This is a genomic window from Hymenobacter glacieicola (assembly GCF_014640315.1).
Classification (GTDB): Bacteria; Bacteroidota; Bacteroidia; order Cytophagales; family Hymenobacteraceae; genus Hymenobacter; species Hymenobacter glacieicola.
The window spans coordinates 253,887-272,035 of the sequence record NZ_BMGS01000007.1; the positions used below are offsets into that span (position 1 = coordinate 253,887).

Below are 18,149 nucleotides of genomic sequence, written 5' to 3' on the forward strand. Positions count from 1 at the left end.
ATAGCATTAATTGACCTTAGGCCAGATCAGCCTCCGCTACTTCAGCCAGGGGTAGCACGTCGGACGTCACCAGGTCTTTTTCCAAACGCAGGTTATCAATGATGAATTCCTGACGGGCCGGGGTGTTTTTGCCCATGTAGTAGGTCAGCACCTGCTGGATGGAGCGGTCGGACTGCAGAATTACGGGCTCCAGCTTGATGTTGTCACCAATAAACTTACCGAACTCGTCGGGCGAAATCTCGCCCAGGCCTTTAAAGCGTGTTACCTCGGGGTTGCGGCCCAGTTGGCGCATGGCGGCCTGCTTTTCCTGCTCGTTGTAGCAGTAGATGGTTGTCTTCTTGTTGCGGACGCGAAACAGCGGCGTTTCCAGGATGAACACGTGGCCGTTGCGCACCAAATCGGGGAAGAACTGCAGGAAGAACGTGAGCAGCAAGAGCCGGATGTGCATGCCGTCCACGTCGGCATCGGTGGCAATGACTACGCGGTTGTAGCGCAGGTTCTCAATGCCTTCCTCAATGTTGAGCGCGTGCTGGAGCAGATTCAGCTCTTCGTTTTCGTACACGATTTTCTTTTTCAGCCCAAAGCAGTTCAGGGGCTTACCGCGCAGGGAGAAAACGGCTTCCGTTTCCACGTTCCGGCTCTTGGTAATGGAGCCCGAGGCGGAATCACCTTCCGTAATAAAGAGGGTAGTAAGCAGCTCCTTCTCGGCGTTTTTGGTTTCGCCCAGGTGCAGGCGGCAGTCTCGGAGCTTGCGGTTGTGCAGGTTGGCTTTCTTGGCGCGCTGGTTGGCCAGCTTTTTCACCCCGGCCATGTCTTTCCGCTCCCGCTCGTTCTGTTCGATGCGCTTTTTGAGCGCCTCGGCCGTTTCGGGGTTTTTGTGCAGGAAGTTGTCGAGGTGCTCTTTTACAAAGTCCAGAATAAAGCCGCGCACCGTCGGCCCATCGGGGCCCATGTTGATGGAACCTAGCTTGGTTTTGGTCTGGGACTCGAACACCGGCTCCTGCACCCGTACCGAAATGGCGGCCACAATGGAGCCCCGAATATCAGCCGCGTCATAATCCTTTTTGTAGAACTCGCGCAGGGTTTTCACTACGGCCTCCCGGAAAGCAGCCAGGTGGGTACCGCCCTGGGTGGTGTACTGACCATTCACGAAGGAGTAGTATTCTTCGCCGTAGTCGTTGCCATGGGTAAGGGCCAGCTCAATGTCCTCGCCTTTCAGGTGAATGATGTCGTAACGGCGGCTCTCACTGTCGATTTTGCGGGCCAGCAAGTCCAGCAGGCCATTCTCAGAGTAGTACTTCTGGCCGTTGAAATTAATCGTCAGCCCGGCGTTCAGGTAGACGTAATTCCAGATCTGATTTTCCAGATACTCCGGGATGAAGCGGTAGTTACGGAAGATGGACTCGTCGGGCTGGAAAGTGAAGAGCGTACCGTTGCGCTGGCTGGTTTTCACCGGCTTGGGGTCGCTGGTGAGGATGCCCTGGGCAAACTCGGCCGACTTCATCAGCCCGTCGCGCACGCTTTGCACCAGAAAGTAATTGCTCAGGGCGTTAACCGCTTTGGTACCTACCCCGTTTAAGCCCACAGACTTCTGGAAGACTTTCGAGTCGTATTTGCCGCCCGTGTTGATTTTGCTTACTACCTCCACCACCTTGCCCAGCGGAATGCCCCGGCCGTAGTCGCGCACCTGTACGCGCTGGTCAGAAATTTTTATTTCGATGGTGCGGCCGTGGCCCATTACGTGCTCATCAATCGAGTTATCAATAACTTCCTTGACCAGCACGTAAATGCCGTCATCGTAGCTGGAGCCGTCCCCCAGCTTACCGATGTACATGCCCGGGCGCAGCCGAATATGCTCACGCCAGTCCAGAGAGCGGATACTGTCCTCGGTGTAGCCGTGGTCGGGGGTAGCGGTAGGTACTAGTTCTTCAGCCATGAAATCGGGTAATCAAATTTGAGGTAAAATAACGCAGAAAATTGGCCTTTTCCGCGTCTTTCTTTCGCTAGCTAAGTTAGCAAAATTCCTTGTATCAACCCTGATTTTCGGGGGTTTGTTCCCATAAAAACGGCCAATTTCAGCCAGCACCTTCACTCCCAACCTGTTTGACTTACCAATTTTTTTAGTATTATGTTTCCTCCCGCTACTCAACATCATTTGCCTCCTTCGGGCCACAAGCCTAATCCGGAGGTAAAGCAAGCGCCCGTGGTTCAGTTTGCCTTCCTCATGCTGGGGGCCGTGCTGCTGGTATACACTCTGCGCGTACTCGATGACGTGCTGCTGCCCCTGGTTTTCTCGGGCGTTTTTGCCCTGCTTTTATTGCCCATCTGCCGGTGGCTGGAACTCCGGGGCTTACCCCGGGTGCTGGCCATCATTCTGTGCCTGCTGCTGCTGGTGCTGATTTTTGCGGGCTTCGTGCTTGGGTTTGGCTCCCAGCTAACGCAGTTTAAATCGGAGATTCCCAAGCTGCAGGCCAAGACCATGGAGTTCTTTAATACGGCCCAGGAGTGGGCCCACCAGCGGTTCGGCTACCAGCCCATGAGCATTGAAGACGTAAAGGAATCGACAATGAAGGCCCTGAAAAAGTCGGGCGGTACGTACCTGGGCACCACGCTCAACACAACCACCGCGGCCCTGAGCAATATTCTGCAGGTGTTCATCTACATCTTCTGTTTGCTGCTTTACCGCGACCACCTGCGGCAGTTCATGTTCCGGTTTGTGGCTCCCGATAAGCGCACGGCGGTGCTGCACACTGTGGATAGCATCCAGACGGTAGTGCAGGCCTACATTTCGGGTCTGGTGAAGGTTATCATCATTGTGGCCGTTCTGAACGGCATCGGGCTGGTGGCGCTGGGGGTTAAGTTTGCCATCTTCTTCGCCATTTTTGCTTCGGTGCTGGCCGTTATTCCTTATATCGGTATCATGATTGGAGCTACCATCCCGGCCATTATCACGCTGGTAGAAACCGGTTCGGTGGTGCAGGCGGCGCTGGTAATTGGCGTGTTCGTGGTAGTTCAATTCCTGGAGGGCAACTTTATCACGCCCATGATTACCGGCTCGCAGGTAAGCATTAACCCGCTGGCTGCTATTCTGGCCCTGATTCTGGGCAACGAGCTGTGGGGCACGCCCGGCATGATTCTAAGCATTCCGATTATGGCCGTTATCAAGGTAGTGCTGGACGCCAACAAAGTCACCGAGCCCTGGGGCTTTCTGCTTGGCGACACGGCCGAGGGCGACGACTCCACGAAACCCGGCGAAAAACAGCCCGGTTTCCTGGGCCGATTATGGGGACGCGTTACCGGCAAAGCTGCCTGATAAGCACGGCTGTTGCCACTCCTACCCTTTCCCCGTTGGCCGCTGCTAACGGGGATTTTTTTTAGCTAAAACCTGCGGGTGGCACTTGAAGACCGAAATTTTATAATCCTGCTTAGGCAACCTCCACGGCTCAGGCAAGGTATAAAAGCCCATGTGCTGCCTACCGGGTAGCATTTCTCTTTCCCTACCATTCATTTAAAACGCTTCATCATGGCTACTATAACCGGCGACGCCGCCCGCGCTTACAACGACCTCGTAGAAATTAACAAAACCGCAGCTAAAGGCTACCAGGAAGCCGCCGAAGGCGCCAGCAGCAGCGACTTGAAAGCAAAATTCAGCCAGTTCAGCCAGCAGCGTGCCCAGTTTGCTTCTGAGCTTTCGCAGCATGCGCAGCAGTACGGTATCAATACCGAAGAAGGCAACACGGTAGAAGGTCTGGTAGCTGACGCCGCCGCCGCCGTACACCGTGGCTGGATCAATATTAAATCGGCCATTACGGGCCAGGACGACTCGGCTATTCTGGGCGAGTGCGAAACCGGTGATGCGGTGGCACTGCAGTCGTACGAAACGGCCATGAAGTCACAGGACCTGCCCGCTGAGGCTCGCACCGTTATTCAGAAGCAGCACAGCGAAATTCTGTCGGCCAAGAACTGGGTTACTCAGCAGAAAGGCACCCGCTAAGCCTTTAGCCTATTTCTTTTGTCAGAAAGCCTACCACTTTGGTAGGCTTTCTGTTTTTAGGGCTGAGCCAGAGGCCACTTTGGGAAGGCAACTCGGCTTTGCAACCTTCCGGGGGCGTATCTTTGTTACCAATTCTGTTAGCACGTTTGTTTACCCGATTCCGCTTCTCGCTTGTACGCTATCATCGACCTTGAAACTACCGGAGGGCAGCCCGCGCAGGACCGCATCACGGAAATAGCCATCTACATTCACGACGGTGAGAAAGTAGTGGATGAGTTTAGCACGTTGCTCAACCCCGGCCGGCCCATTCCGTTTTTCATCACCCAGCTCACGGGCATTACCGATGATATGGTGCGCGATGCTCCTAAGTTTCATGAGGTTGCGCGGCGCATCGTGGAGATTACGGAGGGCTGCGTGTTTGTGGCGCACAACGTGCGCTTCGACTACTCTTTTCTGAAGAAGGAATTCGGCGACCTGGGCTACAATTACTCCCGCAAAACGCTGTGCACGGTGCGTTTGAGCCGCTCCCTGATGCCGGGGCAGCCCAGCTACAGCCTGGGCAAGCTCTGCCAGAACATCGGGATTCCTCTCAACGACCGGCACCGGGCCACCGGCGACGCCGCCGCCACGGCCATTCTGTTCGGACGGCTGCTCAAAATCAGCCAACAGGAAGAAGCCCTGACAGCTCCGGGCCTGAGCCCAGCCGACACGCTGGCGGCCGTGGATGCCAATGCTCCGGCCGGCAACCGGCCCAAGGCTAGCAGCGCGGCCACCGCAACCAAGCAGCCTTCGGCTCGCAAAATCAAGGCCGTGCAGGATGCCATCCGGACGGCCCTGCTACCGCCCAACATCACCCCCGAAAAAGTAGCCAGCCTACCCCAGGAAGCCGGCGTGTACTATTTTCATGACGAGCAGGGCGAGGTGATTTACGTAGGCAAGAGCATCAATATCTACAAGCGCATTCAGCAGCACTTCGCCGTCGACTACAAGTCGCGCAAGAGCATAGAGTTCAAGAACTCCATTTCCGACATTACCTGGGAGCTGACGGGCTCAGAGCTGGTTGCCTTGCTTTATGAGTCGCACGAAATCAAGCGCATGAAGCCCTTGTATAACCGGCAGCAGCGGCGCTCCGTATTTCCGGCGGGTATTTTTCTGCGTACCGATGAAAACGGCTACAAGCACCTCTACTACGGGCGGGCCGATGACCACGCCCAGTCTCACCCCCTGATTGCGCTAGGCAACCAATTCAAGGCCAAGGGCTTCCTGTTTCATAAGGTAGCCAAGTTCAACCTCTGTCAGAAGCTCTGCGACTTGTACAAAACCACCGGCTCCTGCTTTGACTACCAGGTACACCGCTGCAAAGGGGCCTGCATTGGCCTGGAGCCGGCTGAGGAGTACAACGAACGGGTGGAAGCCGCCATTGAGTCGTTTACTTACGAGCACGGCTCCTTTGTAATTACGGGGCAAGGCCGCCGGCCCGATGAGAAAAGCATCGTGGTGGTGGAGAACGGGCGCTACCTGGGCTTTGGCTACGTAGACGAAACCTTTACCGCCCGCAAGCTGGGCGACTTCAAGGAAGCCATTACCCGCTACAACGATAACAAGGACGTGCAGCAGATTATCCGGCAGTACCTGCGGACCAAGCACAAGGACAAAGTCAAGATTTTCAAAACCGCCGCATAGCTGTCGTAACGAGCAGCACTACCTGTTTGCCAATTTCCAAGCTAAGCCGCAATGCTAAAATTTGACTGTTGCTCTTAGCTACTTTGGTCTCCGCAACTGGGTCTGCCCGCAGGCGCGGCCAATTGCCGGAACAGCCTTGCACAACTTTCAGGGCTGGCCTGCGTAGCTGCACCACCTATGCATTCCTCTCCTGCCCTTAGCATTGTATTTCGGCCTGATCTGCACGTATTAATTGTTCGCTGGCTACGCGAAATTTCCCAGCACGAATTGCAGCAAGGCTACCTGGAAGCGTTAGACGCAGCTCGTCACCACGGGGCCACGTGCTGGCTAATTGATTCGCGGCGGCGGGCCTTATCGGATGAGCGCATGGCCGATTGGCTGGCAACCAGCTTTCTGCCCACCCTGTCTCAACACCTGGGTCCCTCCGTCCGCTTGGCCTGTTTGGTGTCCGCAACGTGGCCAGACACTGGAGGTGCCCCCGCTCCCTTGGCTGTTCTGGCCCAGCGCCAACCCTTACCGGCCCAGGATTACCACTTGCGGTTGTTCGGCGATGAGGGTGCAGCGATGCATTGGCTTCAGAACGCGCACCTAGCGGCAGCTACTAGTGAGGCGCTGTAAGGCAAAGCCGCTTTCGGGGCGCATATAGTTAATATAACCGATGACGAAGCAGCCAACCGGCCGCATCGAACTCGTCGGCGCGGGGCTGGTACTTTTCAACGGTGGTTTTGCCAACCCGTAACGTGTTGCCGTCGCCACTATCATAGATGGTGAGGCGGCTGCGCGAGCGAAGCGGGGCGGGCGTTGCTTCCAGCAAATCCTGACCAGCGCCATCGTACACGCTAATTTGAAAGTGAGGATCGGGCTGGCCGCGCAACTCAAACGCATCATTTCCCCCCAGGCCAAACAGCTTGATGGAACGGGTTTGCGGACTGCTAAACAGGCGCTGATGCAACAGGGTAGCGCCCTGCGGGGTCAGGCGAAAGACCTGCACCCGCACTTGCCGTGGGCCGACGGCTTCCACCACAAACCGCTCGGCCTCGTCCGTGCCCGGCAGCTCCACATCCTGGGCCAGCAGGGCATAGAACTTGGCCGCTACGGCGGGCAGTTGCTCGCGGCGGTGGCGGAGCTTGTGACGAAACTCGGCGGCTGCCAGCTGCTGCACTTCCCGGGGCCACACGGCCAGGGACTGAGAAATCACGTCATCGGAGAGGGCGCCCTGCAAGGAGTCCGCAATCTGCTGGAAATCCTGCTGGTCCAGGTAGGCCAGCAGCGACTTGTCCATGGGCCGCGCCGCACGGTTAAGCCCTTCCACATCGGCCAGGCGAATTTTCTCGTGGAAGCTTTGGTAGTTGGACTTCACCCAGCCAATGATGTGGGTGAACAGGCCGTCATCAAACTTAAAAAAGGCGTGGTCCCGGTCGCGCGGAATGGCCCGGTATACCACGCGACCATTAGGTGCCGGGAAGCTGGCCCAGCGCCACTGGTCTTCGCGCCGGCTCCAGTCGCCCAGCCACATATCAAACAGGCGGCTGCGCAGGTACTGGCGCGCATCTACCTGAAACTGGGAGCTGGCTACCAGGTTAGTAAAGGCCTGGCGGGAACTCACTACCTGCGTGGAGTAGCCAAAGCTGCGAACGGCCCGCTGGTCGCCTTCCGGGCGCTCCTCAAAGAGGTATAAGGCGTTGGCAAATCCCTCCCGAAACTCCCCCAGGGCCGGATCATCGGCCACGTACACGAGGCGCGGGTTGGTGTAATACAGCCCGGCGGCCTGGGCCAGCGGCGGCACAATGTAGGCACCGTAGGGGTGAATGACGCTGGTTTGGTCCTTCATCAGGCGCCCGATAGGTCCTTGCTGCAGGGCTTCGGGCAGGGCTTTGGTAGCGTCTTTATCCACGGAACGCAACACGTACTGTGTGCCGTTTCGGTCAACGAGACGTAGGTTTTTGGTTTGAAAAGAACCGCCTTCCCGGATGGGCGTCAGGCCGCCCGGTACCGCCGTGCGCAGGTTAAACACCCGGGCCGTAACGGGCAGCGCCCACAAGGTCCGGTAGTGCGTGCCCCAAAAAAACCGGTACAGCGCACTGCGCTGGTAGTGGGGCCCCGCCGCCACTACCACCGTCGAATCGGGACGGATGAGGGCCGAGCCGGAAGCACCGCGTTGGGCCGGAGCTGAACAGGAGACGAACAACAAGCCAGCCAGCAGGCCCGCCGGCAAGCCAACGGGCAAAAACACGCGGGAAAAACAGGGCACGGGGGATGACTATTACAAACCAAAACTGCAACCCGACTTCGGGTGGCCGACCTTATAGCGCAAACTCCCCGGTGGCGGTTGTACCGCGGAGCATGTACTTTTCCGCGGCGGTTCCGTTGAAGGAACCTAGCCGCGCTTTTCACCCCGCATGAACCTTCGCTACCCTAGCCTTCTGTTGCTGCTTACGGCCGCCGCCTGTAATCGGGAAACGTACTTCCAGCCCGACGCCCGTCTTGATTTCGCTACCCCGCTGCCTCCCACCGCCGATAGTGTGCGCGTAACGGCCGGACGCCACTACCAGCGTGGCCTGCTGGGCCGGTGGCTGCTGGGCCGGCACCATCGGCCGAGTTGGGTGCAGCCCGTTACGCTACCTGTATTTAAGCCGCAAAGCGCCGTGCCAGGGGGCTTAACCTTCGGAAAAATTGGGGGTGGCTTCCAAACAATCAGCATGACACTGGTGACGCCCACGGGCCGCAGCTACGCCCTGCGCACCATTGATAAGGACCCCTACCGTACCCTACCCAAGGTGCTCCGACAAGGCTTTGTATTGAAAACGGTACGCGACGCCACTTCCGCCGGCATGCCCTACGGGGCCTTCGTGGTACCGGCTTTGGCTGAAGCGGCTGGTTTGCCGCATGCTACTCCCCGCCCCTACTACGTGCGGGCCGATGAAACCGGCCTGGGGGCCGCCAGTGAGCGGTTTCGGGGCAAGGTCGTGTTACTGGAAGAGAAGTTTGAAGGCAAGCAGAATATTACCGGACCGGTGGCTGGGGCCCAGGCTCTTGAGGAGTCGGAGGACATGCTGGCGGCCCGGTACGCCAACCCGCGCCAGCACATCGACGGGGAAGCCTTCCTACGGGCCCGCCTGCTTGATATCTGGCTGGGCGACTGGGACCGGCATGAAGGCCAGTGGAGCTGGGCGGCCTACGCCCAGGCCGATGGCCGCGTCCTCTGGCGGCCCGTGCCCCAGGACCGGGACCAGGTGTTTTTCCGGTTTGATGACGGGGCTGTGTCTTGGCTGGCCAGCAAGCTCGTCAGCAAGTTTCGCACGTTTCGGCCCCAGTACCAGAGTATTGAAGGCTATACCCGCAATGCCTCTTTTATCGATGAGCGCGCCCTGGCAGCCGTACCCGAGGCCGCTTACCAGCGCACCGCTCAAGAACTGCAGGCCCGGCTTACGGATGAGGTAATTGCGCGGGCCGTTCGCCAGGGCTTGCCGCCGGAAGTGTACCAGCTGGAGGGCCCCGCTATGGAAGCCGCCCTGCGCGCACGCCGGGCTAAACTGCCCCGGGCCGCCGAAGCGTTCTACCGTCTGAAAGCGCACCGCGTGGTGGTAGCCGGCACCGACCAGAACGAACGATTTGTGGTCGAGCGCCGCAACGACACGGCTACCGTAGTTTCGGTGTATGACCTGCCCGATGAGGAAAAGCGCAAACCCACGTTGCTTTACCGCCGCACCTTCAACCCGGCCGCTACCCACACGGTAGTCTTGCACGGGTTGCAGGGCAAAGACGAGTTCATTGTCTCGGGACGGGTCAACCGCTCTCCTTTTGTCGATATTTACGGTGGCCCCGGCTCGGACTTAGTTCAGGATTCGTCTCGCGTGGCTGGCTGGCGCAAGCGTACCCGTTTCTTTGACAGCCGCCGCAACAACGAGCTGGAACCTGGTTCCGAAACCAAGGACCGCACCGAGCACAGCGTCAGTTCCCACGCCTTCGACCGCGACGGCTCAGGGAGGTGATTCGGTGACTGAGTGAGTCTATGGGATGGCGAGCATGCCACGCTTTGACACAGACCTATTTGCCCAAAGCCCCAAAACGAGACAAGCCCTTAACGTATGGTAGCGCCAAGGGCTTGTCTCGTTTTGGAGAGGTAGTACATTGGTTAGGGAAAAGAGCCGCGTTAGGCCTCCTGGCCCTGACAGTTCACTAACCCGGCCTTACTGCTTGGCTTCCAGCTCTTGGAGCATTTCCAGCACCATGTGCTCAGTGGGCGTGAGAAGGTCGTTTTCGGAAGGGTCCGCGTCGTGGCGGCGCAGGTAGTCGATGAGCTGGTCGGAGTTAAACAGCTCAACTACCTGGGGGTGGATGTAGTACTTGGAGCAGACCGTGGGGGTATTGCCCAGATTCTCGGCTACGTCTTTCAGGGCGCGCTTCAGGCCCTTGGGCTTGGGAAACTCCGGCTCCTCGTCAATGATTCGTTCCAGGGCTTCCACCATTTTCACGGTGCCTCCCCAGGTGCGGAAGTCTTTGGCTGAGAGCTGCATACCGGTTACTTCCTGCAAATAGGCATTCACGTCGCCCGATTCCAGCTCCTCCCGGTGGCCATCGGGGGCATAGTATTGGAACAGGTGCTGGCCCGGAATTTCCTTGCATTTCTGTACCAGCCGGGCCAGCTTCCGGTCGTGAATGGTCAGGTCGTGGGGTACGCCTTTCTTGCCCACGAAGCTAAACCGCACATCGGCCCCGCTCACCTGCACGTGCTTGTCGCGCAGGGTAGTCAGGCCGTAGGTTTTGTTCTTTTTAGCGTACTCCTTGTTGCCAATCCGGATAAAGGACTGGTCCATGAGGGTAAGCACCAGCGCTACCACTTTGCGCTTATCCAGCGTGGGTCGCCCCAGGTCTTTGTACAGTTGCTGCCGCAACTCGGCCAGCTTTTCCCCGAAGGCCTGCAGGCGGCTGAACTTGGTGAGGGCCCGGGCCTGGTCCCAGGCCGGGTGGTAGAGGTACTGCTTGCGGCCCTTGGCGTCGCGGCCCGTCACCTGCAAGTGGGTAGTAGCGGAGGGTGAAATCCAGACCTCCGTCCAGGCCGGCGGAATCACGAAGCCCCGAATACGGGTCAGCGTTTTCTCGTCTTCCACTACCTCTCCTTTGGCCGTGAGGTAGCGAAATTCGCCCTCGGCCGCAGGCTCCCGCGTGATGCCAGGACGGGTGTCGGTGAGGTAGCGCAGGCCGGCTAGCTCCGCCTGGCGGGCGGGGTCTTTGTAGAGCACATGGGCCTCTTCCAGGGGTTCAAGCTTCTTTTTGCGGGTTTTGGGGCGGGCAGATACGGTAGTAGACATGGCGGAAAAAAAAGCAGAAGCCGGGCCGCGTAGTGCGGCGCTTGGGCCTCTGCTGTACGTGGCAGACTGGGAAAAGATAAAGCCTATACGGAGGAGATGCCGCCGCGGCGCTGCCCCCTCCAGGCCTTCCCATAAAGTCACCCGCCTGGGGCCGACGCTGGCAGAGGTAACACCCCGAACCCACGTTTCTTTCCGGCTGATACTCCGGCTTCTAATGTCCATAAACTGCGCCAGGGCTAAGAAAAAGCAACACGAGGCGGGCGGGCCGCGTTAGGAGGCTACTGGTTCTGGCACTGTTTTTTCTAGCCGAGCGGTACTGCTCTCCTTTCCGTTTACTCTTATTTCCGCGTTTCATGCGTCGTTTGCTTTTCAAACCCTGGCTTCTATTTGGCTTGGTCGCCTCCCTTGGCACTGTTGCTTCCTCCTGCTCCAAAGACGGCGACGGGGTGCTCCTTTTTTCGATTGAAGACGACAAAGCCCTCGGCGAAAAAGTAGCCGCCCAAACCGATTCTACCTTCCGGGCCAAAGGGCAGCTGCTCGAGCCCAGCCGCAACCCGGCGGCCTACGCCGCGCTGAACCGCATCGTCACGCGCGTGCTCGATAACGGCAAGCTCCAATACCGGAACGAGTTTCCCTGGGACGTCAAAATCATCCGCGACGACCAGACCCAGAACGCCTTTGCCACGCCCGGCGGGCACATTTACGTGTACTCGGGCCTGATTAAGTACTTGGATAATGAAACGGAGCTGGCCGGCGTACTGGGTCACGAAATAGCCCACGCCGACCGTCGTCATACCTCGCGCCAGCTGCAAAGCCAGTACGGCATCAGCGTGCTGCTGAGTTTGCTGCTGGGCGAAAACCAGAACACCCTGGTAGATGTAGCCGCCAGCCTGGGCCAGCTTAAATTTAGCCGCGACTACGAAACGGAGGCGGATGCCTACTCGGTGGAATACCTGAACGGCACCAACTACTACGCCTGCGACGGGGCGGCTGGCTTCTTTATCAAGGCGGAGAAGGAAGCCCAAGCCGGCACGCCGGAGTTTTTGAGCACCCACCCCAACCCCGGTTCCCGCATCCAGAACATCCAAACCAAAGCCGACCAGTTGGGCTGCCGTAACCGCTCGGCTGCCAGCACCGACTTCAACGCCTTGAAAAGCTCCCTCTAACCCGTTAGAAGCGGCTTGGTTGCCTTGGCAGGCCTGCTACCCTAGCGGTAGCAGGCCTTTTTTGTGGCTGAACCTGAGCGGAAACCCGCGTGCCTTGTAACACGCAAGCTGGTCCGGCGCGTAGAAGTTGCTCCTTTCCCGCTTTCTTTACGCCCGATGCCTCTACTCGACAAACTCAGCAGCTGGGCCGAACGGGCCGACGATGCCCTAACCCGCACCCGCGCCCGTCTGGGCCTGCTTCATCCGCTCCAGCTACTTTCCTACCGTAGCTACGGCACCCCCAACCGCCTTTACGTGAAAGGCCGCCTACTCACGGATAAGGGCATTAGTGAGCCCGATCCGTCTGACTCGCGCTGGAACAACCTGCTGAACATGTACCGCCGCTTCGACAGCAACGAAATCAGCGGAGCCCAGCTCAGCGTGCGGCCTACCGATGGCTCTGACCACTTGGTGGTGACGGATGAGGAAGGCTATTTTACCCTGAACCTGGAGCCGAAGACGCTGCCCGAGCCGGTTGATTTTCTCTGGTACCCCGTGGATGTGCTCCTGAGCCAGGCGCCCGCCCCCTTCCCGACCCCGCCTAACCTCAGTACGCGGGCTATGGTGCTGATACCGCCCGCGGATGCGGAGTACGGCATCATCTCCGACCTGGACGATACCGTTATCCAAACCTCGGCCACGGACCTGCTGCGCATGGCGCGCATTGTACTGCTGCGCAACGCCCGCTCCCGCCTACCCTTCAAGGGCGTGGCCGAGTTTTACCGGCAGCTGCAGCTGGGGCGCAACGGCAAGCGCAATAATCCCTTCTTCTACGTCAGCAGCTCGCCCTGGAACCTCTATGATTTGCTGGAAGACTTTCTGCAGCTCAACGACATTCCGCCCGGCCCTCTGCTGCTGCGCGATATGGCCCTCAAGCGCAAGCAAAGCACCGATGCCTCGGAGCACCACGGGCACAAGCTCAAGGAAATCGACAACCTGCTGCTGACCTACCCCACGCTCCCCTTCGTCCTCATTGGCGACTCAGGGCAAGAAGATGCCAACATTTATCGGGAGGTTGTGCGCCGTCATCCCGGCCGGATTCTAGCCATCTACATCCGCGACGTTAACCGCCCCGACCGCGCCATGCTGGTAGAGCAGGTGTCAGAAGATTTGCGGGCTGACAAAGTGGAAATGTTGCTGGTACAGGATACGGTGCAGGCCGCCAAGCACGCTGCCAGCACGGGCCTGATCTTCCAGGCAGCCATTCCGGCCGTAGAGCAGGAAAAGCAAAAGGACGAAGCGGCCACCGACGACGCCGAGCTGGACGGCGAAGGCTCCGGTGCCCCGGTTATGCAATAGGCGAGTTGGTGATTTAGTGATTAAGTAAGTTGTCATGGCGAGGAAGTACGGCGAAGCCATCCTTCCTGCCCCGTGTATTACCCTTCGGAAACGTGATAAGCCCTTACCTCCGCGCTGGAAGTAAGGGCTTATCACGTTATTAGGTATCTGGCAACTGTGAGGACGGATGACTTCGGTGCCCTTGCCACGATACGTACTTAGGAAACAACGGATGGCGGTGGGCCTTTGCCTCGTAGTAATACACTCACTACATCACTGTTAGCTTGAATGGTCAGCCACGACGACCCACTGTCCGGCAATCCGGCGAAAAACCAGCAGAAAATGTCCTTGCAGGTCGCCCTGGCTGGGGCGGGCCAGGTGCCAGCGCCCGATAACCTGGGCGGCATCGAGGCTCAGGGGTTGAATCCGGAGGTTGGAAAAGTCGAGCTGACCCATAGCGGCGGCGTTGGGGTAGCTGCGGCGGTAATTATCAAGGGTAGCCTGCCAGCCGTAGGTCAGGCCGCTTTTGCCGATGAATACCAGGGAATCGTTCTGCCAGTAGCCCTGCATGAAGCCCGCCACGTCGCCGCGGTTCCAGGCTGCGGTTTGCGTAGCCAGCACGTGCGCAATGGCTTGGCGAGTAGCGGCAGAGTCAGCGGTGCCTCGGGGCGAGGTGGCGCAAGCGGTCAGCAGCGCGGCGGCAGTAACAAGGAGAAGCGGTTTCATGGCCGGAAGATAGCCACTTAGGCAACTACCCCGCTACGCTTTCCGTGCTAGCTTGTAGTGTAAGCTGTTCTGCAAACCGCCTGCGCGCTAGTTCCGGCGCTATTTGTCCATGAGGGTACGCACGTAGGTTGTGCCGCCCAGGCGGCGCATGTTGCGCATAACCCGCTTTTGCTTGGCCCGCGCCTGGGGTCCGGGCTGAGCCGCCCGGAACCGCAACGGATTGGGTAGCACCCCGGCCAGCAAAGCCGCTTCCGCCGGGGTGAGCTTCTTGGCTGACTTGTGAAAATACCGTTGTGAAGCAGCTTCAGCCCCGAAAATACAGTCGCCCATTTCCGCCACGTTCATGTACATCTCCATGATCCGGCGCTTATTCCAGAGTAGCTCAATCAGCAAGGTGAAGTAGGCCTCGGCGGCCTTGCGCACGTAGCTACGCCCCGACCAGAGGAATACATTTTTGGCTACCTGCTGCGAAATTGTGCTACCGCCGCGCAGCTGCTTGCCCCCGCTCAGGTTCGATTTGGCGGCCTTAAGCAGAGCGTCGCCATCAAAGCCGTGGTGAATCAGGAAGCGCTGGTCTTCGGCGGCTACCAGGGCCAGGGGCAGGTGGGGCGATACTTCGTCCAGGGTTTTGAAGTCGTAGTCGATGCGCCGGTCTTCTTCCCGGATGCCGTGGTAGCCCAATCCTACCGGGGCGTGGGCGCGGCGGTCCAGCATCAGCCAGGTGGCCGGGGGGCTTACCCAGCGGTACACCAGCACCCACGCCACCGACGTCAGAAAAAGAGCAGCGAGAACCTGAAGGGCGATGCGCCCGGCCCGGCGGGCCGCTTGCCTGTAATTCGTCACGAAATCAGCAACTAACGTAAAGTGAAATCTGCAGGCCCGGGCCCCGGGGCAAAAGTAGCAGATTTTAGGGCGTAGGCACGGCTGGCCGGCGGTTTGCGCTTACATTTCACGTCCTTTCCGGTTGTAAAAGCATGACTCGTACGCTCGCCTTGTTTCCGCTGAATCTCGTGGTTTACCCGGGAGAAAAGCTTAACCTTCACATTTTCGAGCCGCGCTACCGCCAGCTCGTGCACGACTGCGTAGCGGAAGGCATCACCTTTGGTATCCCGCCCTACCTCAACAACAGCGTCAGTACCCTGGGCACGGAAATGCGGCTGGTGGGCGTGGCTAAAACCTACCCTTCGGGCGAAATGGACATCAAAACCCAGGCCGTTGGGGTAGTGCGCGTTGAGGAGTTCTTTCGCCAGCTGCCGGATAAGCTCTACGCGGGCGCAATTGTATCTGATCTGCCCGACGATAACACTCCCGACCCCGACCTGCACGAGCGTATCCGGACCCTGATTCAGCAGCTGTACGAGATTCTGGGGTTGCGGCGGCTGTTTCTGGACTTGCCGGCTACTTTTCGGGTGTATGATATTGCTCACAACCTGGGCCTGAGCACGGAGCAGGAGTACGAGCTGTTAGAAGCGGCCACTGAGGCCGAGCGCCAGCAGCGGGTATTTGAGCATTTGCTGCACATTCTGCCGGTGCTGCAGGAAACGGAGCGGCTGAAAGAGCGGGTGCGCCTGAACGGCCACTTCAAAAACCTAACCCCTCCCTCCTTTTAACTTTCTGTTTGGCAGCGTGTTGTGCATACTGCCTTGTTGTTTATTTCTTGTGCGCCCCTCGGATGGGCTCTGCCCGTATAGACGGGAATAGTTCTGCTTGCCTGTGCCGCTGTCTTCCCTGCTTCTGTATTCGTTTATTGTGGCCGCCCTTCTGCTGATGGGCTGGCTGCTGCGCCGTTTCTACCAGGAGCGGCAGTACCGGCGGCGCCCCTACGTAGCGCCGGCCCACAACAACTGGGCCCTGCAGCCCGTGCCCGCGGAGCCGCCCGCGCACCGCGTGGCCCTGCTCGGCGACCCGGGGGCCGTGGCTACGGATGGCACCGACCCCATCCTGAACCTGCTAGCGGGTTGGCAACAGGAAACCGGCCCGGCTGGCACGGTCATCATCCTCGGCGACAACGTGTACCCAACGGGGTTGCCCGCCCCGGAGCACCCCGGCCGGGCCGCGGCCGAAGCCCGCTTCGGGGCGCTATTAGAGGCGCTGGGCCAATTTCCGGGCCAGGTAGTTTTGCTTAGCGGTAACCACGACTGGAACAAAGGCCGGCCCGATGGCTGGGAATACCTGCGGCGACAGGAAGCCTACGTGCGCGAGCAACTGCCCAAGGCCCATTACCTACCCCTTGATGGGCACCCCGGTCCAGTAACGCTGCAGCTGGCCGATAATTTACTGCTCATTGTGCTGAACACGCAGTGGTGGGTGCAGCGCGGGCCCCGGCCGGCCGCCGACCCGAAGGCGCCTTTCCGGGAACTGCGCCGCCTGCTCGAAGAAAACCGCCACCAGCGCGTGGTAGTAGCCGGGCATCATCCGCTCTACTCCAATGCCCTGCACGGGGGTAAGTTCACGGCCAAGCAGCATGTATTCCCGCTTACCACGGTGTATAAGCAAGCTTATGTGCCCCTCCCCATCATTGGCTCCCTGCTCCCGCTCTACCGGAAGGTAGTGGGTGCGGCCGAGGATATGGCCCATCCGCGCTACCGCAAAATGCGCCGCCGTCTGCTCCGGGTCTTGCACGATTTTCCGGGCGTTATTTACGCGGCGGGTCACGACCACAACCTGCAGTATTTTCAGTACAAGGGCGGTCATTACCTTGTCAGTGGCTCAGGTAGCAAAACGGCTTTCGTGCAAAAAGGGGGACGGGCCGCATTTGTCCACGAGCACAAGGGCTTCTTCAGCTTGGATGTATACGCCCAGGGCGAAACCTGGCTTCGGACCCTGGAACCCGGCCAGGAGGAAGTGTTCCGCCTCCAATTGCAGCCCGCGCTACCGGCCACTCCAGTAGTAGTACCCCAATCAGATGAAGTGAAGCAGGCCCCCCAGGCGTAACTACCTAGGTGCGCCGGTGGCAGGCACCAGCACCCGCAGGCTGCTGGGGTTGATTTCGACCTCCACTGGGGTAGCTACGTGGTGAGGCTCCCCGTCAACCTGCAACAGCACCTGCGTTTGTCCGGGCACACTGATGCGGGCCCAGCGGCAGCACAGGCGTCGGGTATAATCTGAGGCATCGAAGCCGTTGGTATAGAGCCGGTACAAGAGCCCCGGCGCGGCCGAGTTGGGGAAGGGCTCAATCAGGCAAATCTCAAACTGACCATCATCTAGCTCCCCATCGGGGTTAATGATGACGTTGCTGCCGAAAGTGCTGGCATTAGCAATAGTGAGCATAAAGGCCGGGCCCTCCCAGGTCTCCAGATCGGTTTCGATGTGGTACGTGGCGGGCTCGTAAGCAACATACTCCTGGGTGGCAATGCGCACGTAGGCAGCTGGACCCCGAGCATCTCCCTGGTCGAAACGCTCCACAATCAGAGCATTAAAGCCTAAGTCGGCGAGGTGGGCCGAGAACATACCGGCTACCTGCAAGGTATCCACCGTTCGGAGCTCGTAATCCCAGGTTAGGCGCAAGGCTGGCTCGACCTCTTGTGGTATGACCAGGTCCTTGGATAGGCCGTTGCCAGAGCCCAGCGGAATAATACCCAGCGGGGTGCTCGTGCCGCTCAGCGCCTCCGCCACCAAACTTACGGTACCGTCTCCGCCGGCCGCAAACACGGCATCGAAGCTATGTTCAGCCAAGTGCTTGCGAAGCGCTACCAGATCATCGGAACCACTGGTATGGAAAAAGGAAGCCGTGCGCCCCCTCTCCTGGCAATACCGCCGGATGGTTGCTTCTAGGTCAGTTTTATCGACATCCCCGGAAATGGGATTCAGTACAAACAGCAACGAGTGCAACGCTAAATCAGACATGGAAAAGAGTACACTAGAGAATCGGACAAGACTAGGGCAGCCAAGCTCGACTGCTCTTGTTTAAAACGCACATAGCCGACTCTAAGGTCGGCTATGGCAAAAGTA

General features: G+C 58.9%; 15 protein-coding genes. 9 read left to right on the top strand and 6 right to left on the bottom strand.

Annotated elements, in window-relative coordinates; all coding sequences use genetic code 11:
• Positions 1-16: 16 nt before the first annotated feature.
• Complete coding sequence (locus tag IEW18_RS14500; RefSeq protein ID WP_188558578.1) at positions 17-1,936, bottom strand: DNA topoisomerase IV subunit B; 1,920 nt, start codon at positions 1,934-1,936, stop codon at positions 17-19.
• A 192-nt stretch (positions 1,937-2,128) separates the two neighbouring features.
• Here IEW18_RS14500 and IEW18_RS14505 point away from each other — a divergent pair, with 192 nt between their 5' ends.
• The 4 genes from IEW18_RS14505 to IEW18_RS14520 all read left to right on the top strand — a co-directional run bounded on the left by IEW18_RS14505 (position 2,129) and on the right by IEW18_RS14520 (position 6,295).
• A complete protein-coding gene (locus IEW18_RS14505; RefSeq protein ID WP_188558579.1) occupies positions 2,129-3,313 on the top strand; it encodes an AI-2E family transporter in 1,185 nt (394 codons plus the stop codon).
• 210 nt (positions 3,314-3,523) lie between these two features.
• Positions 3,524-3,994 (top strand): ferritin-like domain-containing protein, encoded by a 471-nt coding sequence (locus IEW18_RS14510; protein WP_188558580.1) that lies wholly within the window; start codon positions 3,524-3,526, stop codon positions 3,992-3,994.
• Positions 3,995-4,165: 171 nt separating this feature from the next.
• Complete coding sequence (locus IEW18_RS14515; RefSeq protein ID WP_188558581.1) at positions 4,166-5,677, top strand: exonuclease domain-containing protein; 1,512 nt, start codon at positions 4,166-4,168, stop codon at positions 5,675-5,677.
• 177 nt (positions 5,678-5,854) lie between these two features.
• Positions 5,855-6,295: a hypothetical protein gene (locus IEW18_RS14520; protein ID WP_188558582.1), complete on the top strand. Its 441-nt coding sequence runs from the start codon at positions 5,855-5,857 to the stop codon at positions 6,293-6,295.
• Positions 6,296-6,323: 28 nt separating this feature from the next.
• On the opposite strand, the gene IEW18_RS14525 is transcribed toward IEW18_RS14520, so the two are convergent.
• Complete coding sequence (locus IEW18_RS14525) at positions 6,324-7,928, bottom strand: hypothetical protein (RefSeq protein ID WP_188558583.1); 1,605 nt, start codon at positions 7,926-7,928, stop codon at positions 6,324-6,326.
• Positions 7,929-8,076: 148 nt separating this feature from the next.
• Here IEW18_RS14525 and IEW18_RS14530 point away from each other — a divergent pair, with 148 nt between their 5' ends.
• On the top strand, positions 8,077-9,669 hold the full coding sequence (locus IEW18_RS14530) for a hypothetical protein (RefSeq protein ID WP_188558584.1): 1,593 nt from the start codon (positions 8,077-8,079) through the stop codon (positions 9,667-9,669).
• Positions 9,670-9,867: 198 nt separating this feature from the next.
• On the opposite strand, the gene IEW18_RS14535 is transcribed toward IEW18_RS14530, so the two are convergent.
• Complete coding sequence (locus IEW18_RS14535; protein WP_188558585.1) at positions 9,868-10,989, bottom strand: DNA topoisomerase IB; 1,122 nt, start codon at positions 10,987-10,989, stop codon at positions 9,868-9,870.
• 353 nt (positions 10,990-11,342) lie between these two features.
• On the opposite strand from IEW18_RS14535, the gene IEW18_RS14540 reads away from it, so the two are divergent.
• Positions 11,343-12,155 carry a M48 family metalloprotease gene (locus IEW18_RS14540; protein ID WP_188558586.1) on the top strand — a complete coding sequence of 271 codons (813 nt, stop codon included), beginning with the start codon at positions 11,343-11,345 and terminating at the stop codon, positions 12,153-12,155.
• Positions 12,156-12,311: 156 nt separating this feature from the next.
• Complete coding sequence (locus IEW18_RS14545; protein ID WP_188558587.1) at positions 12,312-13,493, top strand: App1 family protein phosphatidate phosphatase; 1,182 nt, start codon at positions 12,312-12,314, stop codon at positions 13,491-13,493.
• 258 nt (positions 13,494-13,751) lie between these two features.
• Here IEW18_RS14545 and IEW18_RS14550 read toward each other — a convergent pair whose 3' ends face one another.
• Positions 13,752-14,198, bottom strand: a complete 447-nt coding sequence (locus tag IEW18_RS14550; RefSeq protein WP_188558588.1) for a YybH family protein — start codon at positions 14,196-14,198, stop codon at positions 13,752-13,754.
• 99 nt (positions 14,199-14,297) lie between these two features.
• Positions 14,298-15,041, bottom strand: a complete 744-nt coding sequence (mtgA, locus tag IEW18_RS14555; RefSeq protein ID WP_188558589.1) for a monofunctional biosynthetic peptidoglycan transglycosylase — start codon at positions 15,039-15,041, stop codon at positions 14,298-14,300.
• 131 nt (positions 15,042-15,172) lie between these two features.
• Here mtgA and IEW18_RS14560 point away from each other — a divergent pair, with 131 nt between their 5' ends.
• On the top strand, positions 15,173-15,808 hold the full coding sequence (locus IEW18_RS14560; protein WP_188558590.1) for an LON peptidase substrate-binding domain-containing protein: 636 nt from the start codon (positions 15,173-15,175) through the stop codon (positions 15,806-15,808).
• Between the two features lie 103 nt (positions 15,809-15,911).
• The gene (locus IEW18_RS14565) at positions 15,912-17,132 is read left to right on the top strand and encodes a metallophosphoesterase (protein ID WP_229728754.1); all 1,221 of its coding nucleotides are present in this window, start codon (positions 15,912-15,914) and stop codon (positions 17,130-17,132) included.
• On the opposite strand, the gene IEW18_RS14570 is transcribed toward IEW18_RS14565, so the two are convergent.
• The gene (locus IEW18_RS14570) at positions 17,133-18,044 is read right to left on the bottom strand and encodes a diacylglycerol/lipid kinase family protein (protein WP_229728755.1); all 912 of its coding nucleotides are present in this window, start codon (positions 18,042-18,044) and stop codon (positions 17,133-17,135) included.
• Between the last annotated feature and the right edge of the window lie 105 nt (positions 18,045-18,149).